Here is a 14,328-nt window from a genome sequence, read left to right as displayed (position 1 = left end):
CCTCCGTGTGTCTGACGTACGTGTCCTCACGTACGGTGCGCGGTCGCCCGCCCGAGCAGCACGCCGCCCAGCACGGCCAGCACCACTGCGGCCGCCCCGGCGACGCCCGCGCCCATCAGCCGCGGGTCGCCCGCCCCCGTCGCCAGTGCCACCGTCTGCGCCCCGGCCGCCGCCCCGCACACCACCGCAGCGCTGAGCACCGCCCCGAACGACTGCAACAGCAGGGCCGCCCACAGCACCGTACCGATCAGGAGCAGTGCCGCGAGCCGGATTCCGCCGATGTCCGGCGCCCCCGGCCACAGCAGCGTGCCGGTCACCGCGAGGGCCAGCAGCACCGCCAGGTAGACGGTGAGGCACAGCGCCAGGGTGGTGGCCGTGGCGCGGCGGAAGGCGCGGGAGCTGGTGGAGGCCCGCAGGCCCGCGAGGCTCTCGCTGCGGAACCGGTGCAGCAGCCACTCGGCGGGCCCCATGGACAGGGTGAGCGCCACCGCGGTCGGCCCGGCCACCGAGGCCCCCGCCACCGAGGCCCCGGCGCGCGCGCCCTCGGCCACGACGTCGCCGATCGCGGCGTACAGGACGAGCCCGCCGGTGCCGAGCCCGAACAGCCCGTACGGCACGGACGCGGCGAGCCGGGGCGCGGCCTTCCCCCGCTCACCGGCCCTCCCCCGCTCGCCGGGCGGCTCCGTCCGGCCGGGCAGCAGCTCGCGCCCCGCCAGCGCGACCGCCAGCGCCAGGGAGGTGCCGAGCAGCGCCGCCCGCGCGGGGTCGGGCAGGCCGAGCCAGAAGGCGGCGGGCGTGCCGGCGACCAGCGGGGCCAGGGCGCCCAGCAGCGCCTTCTCCCGGTCCAGGACCAGCAGCACCGTCGCGGCCGCCAGGTACACCGCCTGGCCCGCCGCGAACACCGCGCCGCCCCACTCCCCCGGCCCGCCCGCCCAGACCGCCACCACCGCGCCGAGCAGGGCGCCCGCCGGAGCACCGCGCAGCAGGGTGCGGGTGGCGGCCCGGCGGTCGCCGAGGCCCAGCCACGAGTAGGCGCGGTGGGACAGGGCCTGGTTCCACACCCAGCCGGTGACCGCGCCGGCGAGCAGCGGGACGGTGCCGGCGGGCAGGCCGAGCCTGCCGGGCGGTCCGGCCAGGAGCGGGGCGCCGAGCACGTAGGCGAGCCCCGGCAGGGCGAAGACCAGGCCGCGCAGCAGGCAGCCGCCGATGCCGGTGTGCCAGGGATCGGTGGGCGGGCCGTCCGGTTCGGGGAAGGACCGCTCCACGCGCGCGTAGAGGTCCTCGGCGAGGGCGAAGGAGTTCTCCCGGCCGTAGGTGAGGCGTATGTGGTCGTCCGTCATGCCGTCGGATTCGAGGATGGCGGCTATCTCGTCGGGGTGGACGGCGGCCGCTATCACGCCCTCCAGCCGGGTGGCCAGTTCGTCGATGGGGTCGGGGGCGGCCCAGCTCGGTCGCGGACGGGGGATCGCGGGCAGCGTGTCGCGGCCGGCCGAGTCCGCCGTCAGCCACAGGGAGCCGCTCATCAGGCCGCCTCCCCGCTGACGAGGTCGTCGTCGGTGAGGAGGGGGCGCCAGGGATCGGCGACGCGGAGCTGGAGGGTCCAGTCGCGGGTCTCCTCGACTTCCGGCTCCGGCTGCGGGTGTCCGGCCAGCTCCAGGTAGATGCGGCGGAAGCCGTCCACGGAGCGGCGCAGGGTGAACTGGTCGACGACCCGCTGCCGGGCCCGGCGGCCCAGTTCGGCGCGGCGCGCGTCGTCGCGCAGCAGGGTCAGCACGGCCTCCGCCATGACGGCCGGTTCGCGCGGCGGCACCACCAGCCCCGTGTCGCCGACCGCTTCCCGCACCCCGCCGACGTCGGTGGAGACGGTGGCCCGGCCGCACGACATGGCCTCGATCAGCGAGAAGGGGAACCCTTCACTGATGGAGGAGAGCATCACCAGGTGGCCCGCCGCGTAGGCGCTCGCCACGTCGGAGATCCGCCCCTCGTAACCGATGCCGTCGGTGACGCCCAGGTCGGCGGCGAGCTTCTCCAGCTTGGTGCGGTAGTACTCGTTGCCGGCCGGGACGGGACCGAACAACCGCAGCCGCAGTTCCGGGACTTCGGCGCGGGCGATGGCGTACGCCCTGATGAGCGTCTCCAGGTCCTTGATGGGATCGATCCGGCCGCACCAGCTCAGGGTGGGCACGGTGGGTTCGGGTCCGGCGAGGGGGAAGGCGTGCGGGTCCACGCCGTTGTAGACGGTGCGGATGCGGTCGGCGGGGGCGCCGCCGCGCTCCTCCCAGCGCCGGTTGTACTGGTTGCAGGGGGTGATGAGGTCGGCCTTCTGGTAGCCGAGGGTGTTGAGTTCGCGGTAGAAGCCGAGCATCAGGGCCTTGACGGGCCAGCGCTGGGCGGCGCTGCGGTAGCCGAGGTAGCGCTCGCGCAGGTAGATGCCGTGTTCGGTGAGCAGGAACGGTACGCCGTCGAAGTGCTGGGCGACGAGCGCGGGAAGGGTGGCCAGTCCGCTGGAGACGGCGTGGGCGACGCAGTCGTCGGGTATGCGGGCGGCGAGCGGGCGCAGCGCGTGTTCCAGAAGGTCGGTCGCGGTCAGGGCGTCGTGGACGGTGGGGCGGGCGGCCGCCGTCTTCAGGTGCGGCATGGTCCATATCCACATCAGCGAGCGGAGGACGGACTCGGAGCGGAGGGCCGCCGAGAGCCTGCCGCGCCGGGCCAGTGCGGCCAGGTCGTACAGGCTCGTGGCGAAGTCGCAGCCGGCGGACGGGTCGAGGATCGACAGCAGGAAGCGCTCGTAGGTGTCGGTGAAGCGGCGCCGCTCCCGGCCGATGAGGGGCCGGGAGCGCCCCTGGGCCGGGCCCCACAGCGGGAACGAGGTGTGGCGGTAGAGGTTGGGCGGCAGCTCCCAGGTGACCGGCTCACGGCCGCTGCCGGTCAGCGCCAGGACCTGGAAGTCGACCTCGGGCATGCCCCGCACGAGCTGGTCGCACCAGGTGCTGACGCCCCCGTGGACGTGCGGATAGGTGCCTTCGGTGAGCATGGTGACATGGCGGCCACTGCTCGGCATCGGTGTCCCCCCGGAGTGATGTGGTCGGGCGTCAGGTGGTGGGCAGCGTGAGCGTGGTCGCGGACTGGAGCGTGTCGGGAGCCGTCCAGGCCGAGCGGGCACCGGCGTACGGGGTGCCGAAGGCCGTCGTACCGAGCACCTGCTGTTTGCGGGTCCCTTCGGGCGCGGTGACGGGGGCGGTCACTCCGGCCGGCGCCTTGACGGTGACGGTGTTCCCGATGCGGTACGCGGTGACCTTGCCGTCCGCGAGGGCCTTGTCCCAGGCGGCGCGGCGGGCCAGTTCCGTACCGGTGTCGCGGTGGCGGGGCGTGACGAGCGGGGTGTTGTCGGCGAACAGGGCGCGGTAGTCGGCGAGGAGCCTGTCCAGGACGGGGTACAGGAGGCGGTCCTCGGCGAGGTTGGACTGGTGGACGTAGTGCGGGCGCGGGTCGTTGCCCATGACGTGGCCCAGGGCGGTGCGGGCCTCCTGCGGCACGATGTGGGAGGCGTACCCGGTGTTCACGTCCAGCGGCTCGTCGAGGCAGGTGGAGGCGGGGTCGGTCTCGCAGACACCGCTGCCGCCGTCCTCCTTGGAGGTGTAGATCCAGTTGTACTCGTCGGTCATCTCCTGGGCCGTACCGACGTTGTAGTACACGTTCATCGGGTGGCGCGGGACGGTCCGCGCGGTGCCGACGGGGCGCTGCTGGGGCTCGCGCGAGTTGTCGCTGGCGATCCAGCGGACGCCGGTGTCGGCGAGGGCGCCCGCCAGGTTGGGGTTGTCGGTGGGCTGCTGCGGGAGGGTCTTGAGGCCGGAGTGCTCGCCCGTGACCAGCTCGGTGCGGTCGACGGCGACGCCCTTGTTCACGGCCCAGGTGTGGTTGTCGCGGATCTGGGCGGCGATCTCGGCGCGGCTCATCCAGCGGGTGTTGCCGTACGCGTCCTTGGCGCAGCTCCACGGGACGGTCGAGGTGTCCTGGACGCAGCCGAGGAACGGGTGCGTGTAGGTGTGGTTGATCCAGCGGTACTGGGCGCGGTCGGCGAGCAGCCGGGCGGTGAGCGGGTCGCTGCCGCCGTGCCCGGCCTTCCATTCCTCGCCGGAGCCCGCGTTGTAGACCATGTCGAGGGTGAAGCCGGCGGAGCGCTGCCACTGGGCGGCGTACTCGGCGTCGGCCGCCGTCATCCGGATCGGCACGGTCCCCTCACCGTCACCGCCCGGGCAGTCGAAGTCGCCGGGCGTGCAGTTGCGTTCGGTGTCCCAGCGGGCGTCGGGCGCGAAGACGTCGTCGACGTGGACGGAAAGGTAGTTGCGGCTCTGGCCGAGGTGGACGCCGCCCGTCAGCCATTCCACGATGCCCCGGGCCAGCGCCCGGAACTGCCGCTGGTGCCGGTTGTAGGCGAAGGTGACGACCAGTTCGCGCCGGCCGTCGTGGGCGTACTGCCCGACGAGGCTGGCGCGTCCGCCGTCGCCGGTGGGGACGTCGAGGTAGCTGGTGTAGCCCTCGCGGGGCCGGCCGGCGTACCCGTAACTCTCGGCGATCTCCGGGTCGTTGTCCTCGAAGGTGACCGGCCCGTCGAGGTACCGGAAGGGCCCGGCCTTCCCGGCGGCGGTCAGGTCGGTGCGGACCCCGTCCATGACGCCGGAGCGCCCGCCCTCGCTGGTGTGGTCGAGGCCCACGCCCGGGTGAGCCCAGGTGTACGCGTCGACCTGGGGGACGGCGTACCTCTGCTCGTACGCGGTGAGGGCGGCCCGCTCCGCCGCGGCCAGCCCTTGCGGCGCCTCGTCGGGCAGCACGACGCCCTGGTACTTGGCGCGCGGCCGCCCGTCGACCGTGTCGGCGAGGAACGCCGCGTCGATGACCGGACGTGCGGGGTCGGCGAGGCGCACGGTGCGGTAGGGGACGCCGGAACCTTTCAGTTCGGATGTGATCGCCCCGACCGCGCCGCCGCCGTCGTCCACGACCAGCACGGTCAGGTCGACGCGCGGCGCGAGTTCGGCCGCCGCCGCCGGGCCGGCCGGGACTGCCGTGGCGAGCAGGGCCGTGGCCAGCAGTGTCGCGGCGGGCAGCCCTCCGGCCGCTCTCGGGCCCCGGACTCCGAATGTGCGCATATGACTTCCCCCCTGGTGTGTCCTCCGCGCGCGTACGGGCACCGGAAGGATCTGTGGAGATGATGCAAAGGGGTACGTTGCTCCCTTGCAGGATTGCAGGGAGTGTGACGCAGCTCTCACCTGTTGACGCGGCGAACGTGGAGGAGACGCCACGGATGAGTGAATCGCCGCCGCCGTGAGCGGAACGGGGCGGCACGCGTAGGCTCGTTCCCGGCGTATCCCGGGCCCGACTTACGATGCGGCAGGACCCGGTCGTCCCACCCCTCGACCGCCTCAGAACTCAATGGAAGCGAGAATTCACCACCGTGACTGCTCTCACTCTCAGCACCGCCGGCGCGGCGACACTGCGCGCCGACGCTCTCGTCGTCGGCGTCGCCAAGAGCCCGAAGGGCGGCAAGGGACTCGTTGTCGCACCGGGCGCCGAGGCCGTGGACAAGGCGTTCGACGGAAAGCTCGCCACCGTCCTGGAGACGCTCGGCGCCTCGGGCTCCGAGGGTGAGGTGACCAAGCTTCCCTCGCCGTCCGGCCTGAAGGCCCCGGTCGTGCTCGCGGTGGGACTCGGCGCGGCTCCCGAGAAGGACGAGGCGTACGACGCCGAGGCGCTGCGCCGCGCCGCGGGCTGCGCCGCCCGGGCGCTGAGCGGCGTGAAGAAGGCCGCGTTCGCCCTGCCCATCGAGGCGGTCGAGGACGCCGAGGCGATCGCGGAGGGCGCGCTGCTGGGCGCGTACGCCTTCACCGCGTACCAGGAGAAGGGCAAGGACGCCAAGGGCCCGCTGGCCGAGGTGGCGCTGCTGGGCGCCAAGCCGCGCGACAAGGCGTACAAGGCCGCGGCCGAGCGCGCCGTCGCGCTGGCCGAGGAGATCAACCGCGCCCGCGACCTGATCAACACCCCGCCGAACGACCTCTACCCCGAGTCCTTCGCCGCCATCGCGACCGCGGCCGGCAAGGAGCACGGCATCAAGGTGCAGGTGCTGGACGAGAAGGCGCTCGTCAAGGGCGGCTACGGCGGCATCCTCGGCGTCGGCCAGGGCTCGGAGCACGCCCCGCGCCTGGTGAAGCTCAGCTACACGCACCCGAAGGCGGAGAAGACCCTCGCCCTGGTCGGCAAGGGCATCACCTACGACTCGGGCGGCATCTCCCTGAAGCCGGCGGGCCACAACGAGACGATGAAGTGCGACATGAGCGGCGCGGCCGCGGTGTTCGCCGCGGTCGTCACGGCCGCCCGCCTGGGCCTCGCGGTGAACGTCACCGGCTGGCTGGCGCTCGCCGAGAACATGCCGTCCGGTTCCGCCGTCCGCCCCGGTGACGTGCTGCGCATGTACAGCGGCAAGACCGTCGAGGTGCTGAACACCGACGCCGAGGGCCGCCTGGTCCTGGCCGACGCCCTGACCCGCGCCTCGGAGGAGAACCCGGACGCGATCGTCGACGTGGCGACGCTGACCGGCGCGATGGTGCTGGCGCTGGGCAACCGCACCTTCGGCATCATGGCGAACGACGACGCCTTCCGTACCTCGATCCACGAGATCGCGGAGGAGGTCGGCGAGCAGTCCTGGCCGATGCCGCTCCCGGCCGACCTGCGCAAGGGCATGGACTCGCCGACCGCCGACATCGCCAACATGGGCGAGCGGATGGGCGGCGGCCTGGTGGCCGGCCTGTTCCTGAAGGAGTTCGTCGGCGAGGGCATCACCTGGGCCCACCTGGACATCGCGGGCCCGGCCTACAACGAGGGCGGCCCCTTCGGCTACACCCCGAAGGGCGGCACCGGCTCGGCGGTCCGGACCCTGGTGAAGCTGGCGGAGCGCACGGCGGCGGGCGACCTCGGCTGACGCCTTCCCGTGTGACGTCGGTGTGATGTGTACGGCCCCGGACGGACGGTCCGGGGCCGTGTCCTTTCCCCGAAACCGCACGGGAACCACTACGGAATCCGTACCTTCGTACGCCTCGGGGGGCCGCCGGGACGGCCGATCGTCCGTCTCACACCCCGGCCCCGCGTCCCGCCTCCCGGCAACAAGTGCGAAGATGGGTTCTCGGCAGGACAGGGCCCCCACCACAGGGCCGAAGAATCAGCGGCCGAACACCAGCCGCCGCCCGGTCATCGAGGACCGGCGACCGGCGCACATGCATGGAGGACGTGACGTGGCGAACGACGCCAGCACCGTTTTCGACCTAGTGATCCTCGGCGGTGGCAGTGGCGGGTACGCCGCGGCCCTGCGGGGTGCTCAGCTTGGCCTGGACGTCGCACTGATCGAGAAGAACAAGCTCGGCGGCACCTGCCTGCACAACGGCTGCATTCCCACCAAGGCCCTGCTCCACGCCGGTGAGATCGCGGACCAGGCCCGTGAGGCGGACCAGTTCGGTGTGCTCGCCTCCTTCGAGGGCATCGACATCAAGGCCGTCCACAAGTACAAGGACGACGTGATCGCCGGCCTGTACAAGGGCCTCCAGGGTCTGGTCGCCTCCCGCAAGGTGACCTACATCGAGGGTGAGGGCCGGCTGTCCTCCCCCACCTCCGTCGACGTGAACGGCCAGCGGGTCGAGGGCCGCCACGTCCTCCTCGCCACCGGTTCCGTACCGAAGTCCCTCCCGGGCCTGGAGATCGACGGCAACCGCATCATCTCCTCGGACCACGCGCTGACCCTGGACCGGGTCCCGGAGTCCGCGATCATCCTGGGCGGCGGCGTCATCGGCGTCGAGTTCGCCTCCGCCTGGAAGTCCTTCGGCACGGACGTCACGATCATCGAGGGCCTGAAGCACCTCGTCCCGGTCGAGGACGAGAACAGCTCGAAGCTTCTTGAGCGCGCCTTCCGCAAGCGCGGCATCAAGTTCAACCTCGGTACGTTCTTCCAGAGCGCCGAGTACACCGACAACGGCGTCAAGGTCACCCTCGCGGACGGCAAGACCTTCGAGGCCGAGGTGCTGCTCGTCGCGATCGGCCGCGGCCCGGTCTCCGCCGGTCTCGGGTACGAGGAGCAGGGCGTCGCGATGGACCGCGGCTACGTGCTCGTCGACGAGTACATGCGCACGAACGTGCCGACCATCTCGGCCGTCGGTGACCTGGTCCCGACGCTCCAGCTCGCGCACGTCGGCTTCGCCGAGGGCATCCTGGTGGCAGAGCGTCTGGCCGGTCTGAAGACCGTTCCGATCGACTACGACGGCGTGCCCCGGGTGACGTACTGCCACCCCGAGGTCGCCTCCGTCGGCATCACCGAGGCCAAGGCCAAGGAGATCTACGGCGCGGACAAGGTCGTCGCCCTCAAGTACAACCTCGCGGGCAACGGCAAGAGCAAGATCCTCAAGACCGCGGGCGAGATCAAGCTCGTCCAGGTCAAGGACGGTGCCGTGGTCGGCGTCCACATGGTCGGTGACCGCATGGGCGAGCAGGTCGGCGAAGCGCAGCTCATCTACAACTGGGAGGCGCTGCCGGCCGAGGTCGCGCAGCTCATCCACGCCCACCCGACGCAGAACGAGGCGCTCGGCGAGGCCCACCTGGCGCTGGCCGGCAAGCCCCTCCACTCCCACGACTGACGCCCTCAGTCCCGGGCGCGACGACCACTTACCGCAATTCGTTAGGAGCAACTGAAACCATGTCGGTTTCCGTAACCCTGCCGGCGCTCGGCGAGAGCGTTACCGAGGGCACTGTCACCCGCTGGCTCAAGGCCGAGGGCGAGCGCGTCGAGGCCGACGAGCCGCTGCTGGAAGTGTCGACGGACAAGGTCGACACCGAGATCCCGGCCCCCGCCTCCGGTGTTCTCGCCTCCATCAAGGTCGCCGAGGACGAGACCGTCGAGGTCGGCGCCGAGCTGGCCGTCATCGACGACGGCACGGGCGCGCCCGCCGCCGCCCCGGCCCCGGCCGCCGCCGAGGCCCCCGCCCCGGCCCCCGCCGCCGAGGCCCCGGCGCAGGAGGCCCCGGCCCCCGCTCCGGCGCCCGCCCCCGAGGCCCCGGCTCCGGCCGCCGCCCCGGCCGGTGGTGCCCAGGGCACCGACGTCGTCCTGCCCGCGCTGGGCGAGTCGGTCACCGAGGGCACCGTCACCCGCTGGCTGAAGGAGGTCGGCGAGGAGGTCGCGGAGGACGAGCCGCTGCTCGAGGTCTCCACGGACAAGGTCGACACCGAGATCCCGGCCCCGGCTTCCGGTGTGCTGCTGGAGATCGTGGTCGGCGAGGACGAGACCGCCGAGGTCGGCGCCAAGCTGGCCGTCATCGGCGCCCCCGGCGCGGCCCCCGCCGCCGCCCCGGCCCCCGCCGCCCCGGCCCCCGCCGCCGCTCCGGCCCCCGCCGCTCCGGCTCCCGCCGCCGAGGCCCCGGCCCCGGCCGCCCCGGCGCCCGCTCCGGCCGCGCCCGCCGCTCCGGCGCCCGCCCCGGCGCAGCCCGCGCCCGCCGCTGCCGCCCCGGCCGCTGCGGCTCCCGTCACGCCCGCCCCCGCCCCCGCTGCCGCACAGCCCGCGGAGGACGGCGCGTACGTGACCCCGCTGGTCCGCAAGCTCGCCGCCGAGAACGGTGTCGACCTGGCGACCGTCAAGGGCACCGGCGTCGGTGGCCGTATCCGCAAGCAGGACGTCATCGCCGCCGCCGAGGCCGCGAAGGCCGCCGCCGCTGCCCCGGCTCCCGCCGCGGCCGCCCCGGCCGCCGCCAAGGCCCCGGCGCTGGAGGTGTCCCCGCTGCGCGGCCAGACGGTCAAGATGACCCGGATGCGCAAGGTCATCGGCGACAACATGATGAAGGCCCTGCACTCGCAGGCCCAGCTCACCTCGGTCGTCGAGGTCGACATCACCAAGCTGATGAAGCTGCGCGCCCGTGCGAAGGACGCGTTCGCCGCCCGCGAGGGCGTCAAGCTCTCCCCGATGCCGTTCTTCGTGAAGGCGGCGGCCCAGGCGCTGAAGGCCCACCCGGTCATCAACGCCCGGATCAACGAGGACGAGGGCACGATCACGTACTTCGACTCGGAGAACATCGGCATCGCCGTGGACTCCGAGAAGGGCCTGATGACCCCGGTCATCAAGAACGCGGGCGACCTCAACATCGCGGGCATCTCCAAGGCCACCGCGGAGCTGGCGGGCAAGGTCCGCGGCAACAAGATCACCCCGGACGAGCTGTCCGGCGCCACCTTCACGATCAGCAACACCGGCTCGCGCGGTGCGCTGTTCGACACGGTCATCGTGCCGCCGAACCAGGTCGCCATCCTGGGCATCGGCGCCACCGTCAAGCGCCCGGTGGTCATCAACCACCCGGACCTGGGCGAGACCATCGCGGTGCGCGACATGACCTACCTGTCGCTCTCCTACGACCACCGCCTGGTGGACGGTGCCGACGCGGCCCGCTACCTGACGGCCGTCAAGGCGATCCTGGAGGCGGGCGAGTTCGAGGTCGACCTCGGCCTGTAGTCCCCTCCCGCGTACGGCGCCCCCGGTCCGGAGTCCTCCGGCCGGGGGCGCCGTCGCTTGTCGCGCCGCCGCCCGTGACGAAGAGTGACAGGTGTCTCGCACAGGGGGCAGCCGTACGGGGTTACCGAGCGGAATAATGGCCAGCAACCGCCGCAGCAGCGAAGGAGCCCCCATGACCCCGCCCGTCGTCCACTCGCTGCGCGAGCAGATCCGCGAGCACATCGTGGAGGGCATCGTCAGCGGCCGCTGGAAGCCGGGTGAGCGGATCGTCGAGCGGCGCATCGCCACCGAGCTGGCGGTCAGCCAGACGCCCGTGCGCGAGGCGCTGCGGGAGCTGGAGAGCCTGCGGCTGATCGAGTCGGCGCCCAACAAGGGCGTACGGGTGCGCAACCTCACAGCGGCGGACCTGGAGGAGAGCTACCCGGTGCGGGCCGGCCTGGAGCAGATCGCCGCCGAGCTGGCGGCCGACCGGCTGGGCGAGGACTGCTCGGCCCTGGAGCCGCACGTGGCGGCCCTGTACGAGGCGGACGCGCGGGCCGACGGCACCGCGCAGGTGCGGCACACGGTGGGCTTCCACCGCGAGCTGGTGCGGGCCGCGCACAACAGCGTGCTGCTGCACACCTGGGAGGGGCTCGGCATCGAGGTCTTCACGGCACTGTCGATCCGCTGGCTCGGCACCGTACAGAAGTCGTACGCGGAGGAGCACGAGGAGCTCGTCCAGGCGTTCCGCCGCCGCGACCCCCGGATCGGGGTCCTGGTGAAGGAGCACGTCCTCGGGTGCGCCCCGCGCGCCTGATACGCGCCCCTCGCGCGCCGGTGGCGTACGCCTCGCGCTCATCGGGTGGCGCGGGCGCTCATTCGCTGCCCTCACCTGCGAAAACAAGGCACCGCGTGCCCATTTTTGTGGCACCGAATGCCGACTTTGGCTCTCAGGCGAAGATTTTTGCCTCAACACTTTGATCGATCATCGATCACGGTCGTACAGTCGTCGGCGGACTTCAACAGAGGTTCCCTCGCCCTGTCCTGCCAAGACCAAGGGCTCCACACCCCTTCGACTCCGGAAGGCGGCGACTATGACCGACCCCACCCGCATCCAGCCGAGCGAGCTCGACCAGTTGCCGGACCGCGACCCCGAGGAGACCGCCGAGTGGCAGGCGTCCCTCGACGCCGTCGCCAAGGCCGCCGGGCCGCACCGCGCCGCGTACCTGATGCGTCGCACCCTGGAGCGCGCCGAGGGCGCCGGTCTCGCGCTGCCCAAGCTGCTCGAAACCGACTACGTCAACACCATCCCCACCGCCGCCGAGGCCGGCTACGGCTTCGACGGCGACGAGGCGATGGAAGCGAAGATCACCGCCTGGAACCGCTGGAACGCGGCCGCCATGGTCTCCCGCGGCTCCAAGTACGGCGTCGGCGGCCACATCGCCACCTTCGCCTCCGCCGCGTGGCTGTACGAGACCGGCTTCAACCACTTCTTCCGGGGCAAGGAGCAGGACGGCTCCGGCGACCAGCTCTACATCCAGGGCCACGCCTCCCCCGGCATCTACGCCCGCGCCTTCCTCGACGGACGGCTCAGCGAGCAGCACCTGGACAACTTCCGCCAGGAGGCGGGTGGCAACGGTCTGCCGTCCTACCCGCACCCGCGCCGCCTGCCCTGGCTGTGGGAGTTCCCGACCGTGTCGATGGGCCTCGGCCCGCTCTCGGCGATCTACCAGGCGCGGTTCAACCGCTACCTGACCAACCGGGGCATCAAGGACGTCTCGAACTCCCACGTGTGGGCGTTCCTCGGCGACGGCGAGATGGACGAGCCCGAGTCGACGGCGGCCCTCGCGCTCGCCGCCCGTGAGGAGCTCGACAACCTCACCTTCGTCATCAACTGCAACCTCCAGCGCCTCGACGGCCCGGTCCGCGCCAACTTCAAGATCGTTCAGGAGCTGGAGGCCCAGTTCCGCGGCGCCGGCTGGAACGTCGTGAAGTCGCTGTGGGGCACCGCCTGGGACGAGCTGTTCCAGCTCGACACCACCGGCGCGCTCGTACGCCGGCTGCGCGAGGTACCGGACGCGCAGATCCAGACGTACCAGACCCGCGACGCGGCCTACATCCGCGAGGACTTCTTCGGCAAGGACCCGGCGCTCGTCGAGATGGGCAAGCTCCTCTCCGACGACAAGATCATCGAGTGCTTCCAGTACTCGCGCGGCGGCCACGAGCCGCGCAAGGTCTTCGCCGCGTACAAGGCCGCCCTCCAGCACAAGGGCGCGCCGACCGTGATCCTCGCCCAGACGGTCAAGGGCTTCACGCTCGGCAAGGGCTTCGAGTCCAAGAACGCCAACCACCAGATGAAGAAGCTGTCGGTGGAGGAGTTCAAGGACATGCGGGACCTGCTGGGCCTGCCGATCCCGGACTCCGCCTTCGTCGACGGCCAGGTGCCCTACGGCCACCCCGGCGCCGACTCCCCCGAGGTCCGCTACCTCCAGGAGCGCCGCGCCGCCCTCGGTGGCCCGGCCCCGGCGCGCCGCATGCACGCCCTGGACCCGCTGCCGGCCCCGGCCGACAAGACGTTCGCCGCGTTCGACAAGGGCTCCGGCCAGCAGTCGGTCGCGACGACCATGGCGTTCGTCCGGCTGATGAAGGACCTGATCCGCGACAAGCAGACCGGCAAGCGCTGGGTGCCGATCGTCCCGGACGAGGCCCGTACCTTCGGTATGGAGTCGCTGTTCCCGTCGCTCGGCATCTACTCGCCGAAGGGCCAGACGTACGAGCCGGTCGACCGCGACCAGCTCATGTACTACCGCGAGGCCAAGGACGGCCAGATCCTCAACGAGGGCATCACCGAGGCCGGCTCGATGGCCGACTTCATCGCCGCGTCGACCGCGTACTCGACGCACGGCGAGCAGATGATCCCCTTCTACATCTTCTACTCGATGTTCGGCTGGCAGCGGACGGCCGACCAGATGTGGCAGCTCGGCGACCAGCTCGGCCGTGGCTTCCTGGTCGGCGCCACCGCCGGCCGCACCACGCTGACCGGTGAGGGCCTCCAGCACGCCGACGGCCACTCCCCCGTCATCGCGGCGACGAACCCGGCGGCGCTGACGTACGACCCGGCGTTCGCGTACGAGGTCGCGGTGATCGTCAAGGACGGTCTGCGCCGGATGTACGGCGAGACGGCCCCGGGCGAGGACCCGAACGTCTTCTACTACCTGACCGTCTACAACGAGCCGATGCCTCAGCCGGCCAAGCCCGAGGGCGTGGACGAGGGCATCATCAAGGGCCTGTACCGGTTCAAGGAGGGCACGCCCGTCACGGCGGACGCCCCGCGCATCCAGCTCCTTTCCTCCGGTACGGCGATCCACTGGGCCCTGAAGGCCCAGGAGATGCTGGCCGCCGAGTGGGGCGTGACCGCCGACGTGTGGTCCGCGACCTCGTGGTCGGAGCTGCGGCGCGACGCCCTGGAGGCCGACGCGGCGCTGCTGCGCGGCGAGGAGCGGGTGCCGTACGTGCGGCAGGCGCTGGCCGACGCGCCGGGCCCGGTGCTGGCGGTCAGCGACTACATGCGCCAGGTCCCGGACCAGATCGCGCAGTGGGTCGAGCAGGACTACAGCTCGCTCGGCGCGGACGGCTTCGGCCTGTCGGACACGCGTGAGGCGGCCCGCCGCCACTTCGGCGTGGACGCCGAGTCGATCGTGGTCGCCGCCCTGGCCCAGCTCGCCAAGCGCGGTGAGGTCCCGGCCTCGCAGGTGAAGGACGCCCGCGAGCGCTACGGCCTGTAAGGACCGTCACAGGAGGCCCCCGCTTCGGCGGGGGCC

The 14,328-nt window shown here is 72.2% G+C and carries 8 protein-coding genes; 5 read left to right on the top strand and 3 right to left on the bottom strand.

Annotated features, from left to right (window positions below; genetic code table 11):
* Positions 1-26: 26 nt before the first annotated feature.
* The 3 genes from ACZ46W_RS13045 to ACZ46W_RS13035 are packed head-to-tail and all read right to left on the bottom strand — an operon-like array spanning position 27 to position 5,147.
* Positions 27-1,523, bottom strand: coding sequence for a hypothetical protein (locus ACZ46W_RS13045; protein WP_468335829.1), 1,497 nt, complete (start codon positions 1,521-1,523; stop codon positions 27-29).
* On the bottom strand, positions 1,523-3,061 hold the full coding sequence (pelF, locus tag ACZ46W_RS13040) for a GT4 family glycosyltransferase PelF (RefSeq protein ID WP_468335827.1): 1,539 nt from the start codon (positions 3,059-3,061) through the stop codon (positions 1,523-1,525). The genes ACZ46W_RS13045 and pelF overlap by 1 nt, the downstream gene beginning before the upstream one ends.
* Before the next feature lie 31 nt (positions 3,062-3,092).
* Positions 3,093-5,147, bottom strand: coding sequence for a hypothetical protein (locus tag ACZ46W_RS13035; RefSeq protein WP_468335824.1), 2,055 nt, complete (start codon positions 5,145-5,147; stop codon positions 3,093-3,095).
* A 305-nt stretch (positions 5,148-5,452) separates the two neighbouring features.
* Here ACZ46W_RS13035 and ACZ46W_RS13030 point away from each other — a divergent pair, with 305 nt between their 5' ends.
* The 5 genes from ACZ46W_RS13030 to aceE all read left to right on the top strand — a co-directional run bounded on the left by ACZ46W_RS13030 (position 5,453) and on the right by aceE (position 14,292).
* On the top strand, positions 5,453-6,973 hold the full coding sequence (locus ACZ46W_RS13030; RefSeq protein ID WP_468335822.1) for a leucyl aminopeptidase: 1,521 nt from the start codon (positions 5,453-5,455) through the stop codon (positions 6,971-6,973).
* 310 nt (positions 6,974-7,283) lie between these two features.
* A complete protein-coding gene (lpdA, locus tag ACZ46W_RS13025; RefSeq protein ID WP_366129209.1) occupies positions 7,284-8,672 on the top strand; it encodes a dihydrolipoyl dehydrogenase in 1,389 nt (462 codons plus the stop codon).
* Between the two features lie 59 nt (positions 8,673-8,731).
* Positions 8,732-10,528 carry a 2-oxoglutarate dehydrogenase, E2 component, dihydrolipoamide succinyltransferase gene (sucB, locus tag ACZ46W_RS13020; protein WP_468335819.1) on the top strand — a complete coding sequence of 599 codons (1,797 nt, stop codon included), beginning with the start codon at positions 8,732-8,734 and terminating at the stop codon, positions 10,526-10,528.
* Between the two features lie 172 nt (positions 10,529-10,700).
* A complete protein-coding gene (locus ACZ46W_RS13015) occupies positions 10,701-11,324 on the top strand; it encodes a GntR family transcriptional regulator (RefSeq protein ID WP_073752070.1) in 624 nt (207 codons plus the stop codon).
* Between the two features lie 277 nt (positions 11,325-11,601).
* Positions 11,602-14,292, top strand: a complete 2,691-nt coding sequence (aceE, locus tag ACZ46W_RS13010; protein WP_468335817.1) for a pyruvate dehydrogenase (acetyl-transferring), homodimeric type — start codon at positions 11,602-11,604, stop codon at positions 14,290-14,292.
* Positions 14,293-14,328: the final 36 nt, after the last annotated feature.

The organism is Streptomyces sp. NPDC031064, from assembly GCF_055570965.1.
Note: the sequence above shows the minus strand (reverse complement) of the source record. Positions and strands in the feature narration are given on the sequence as shown.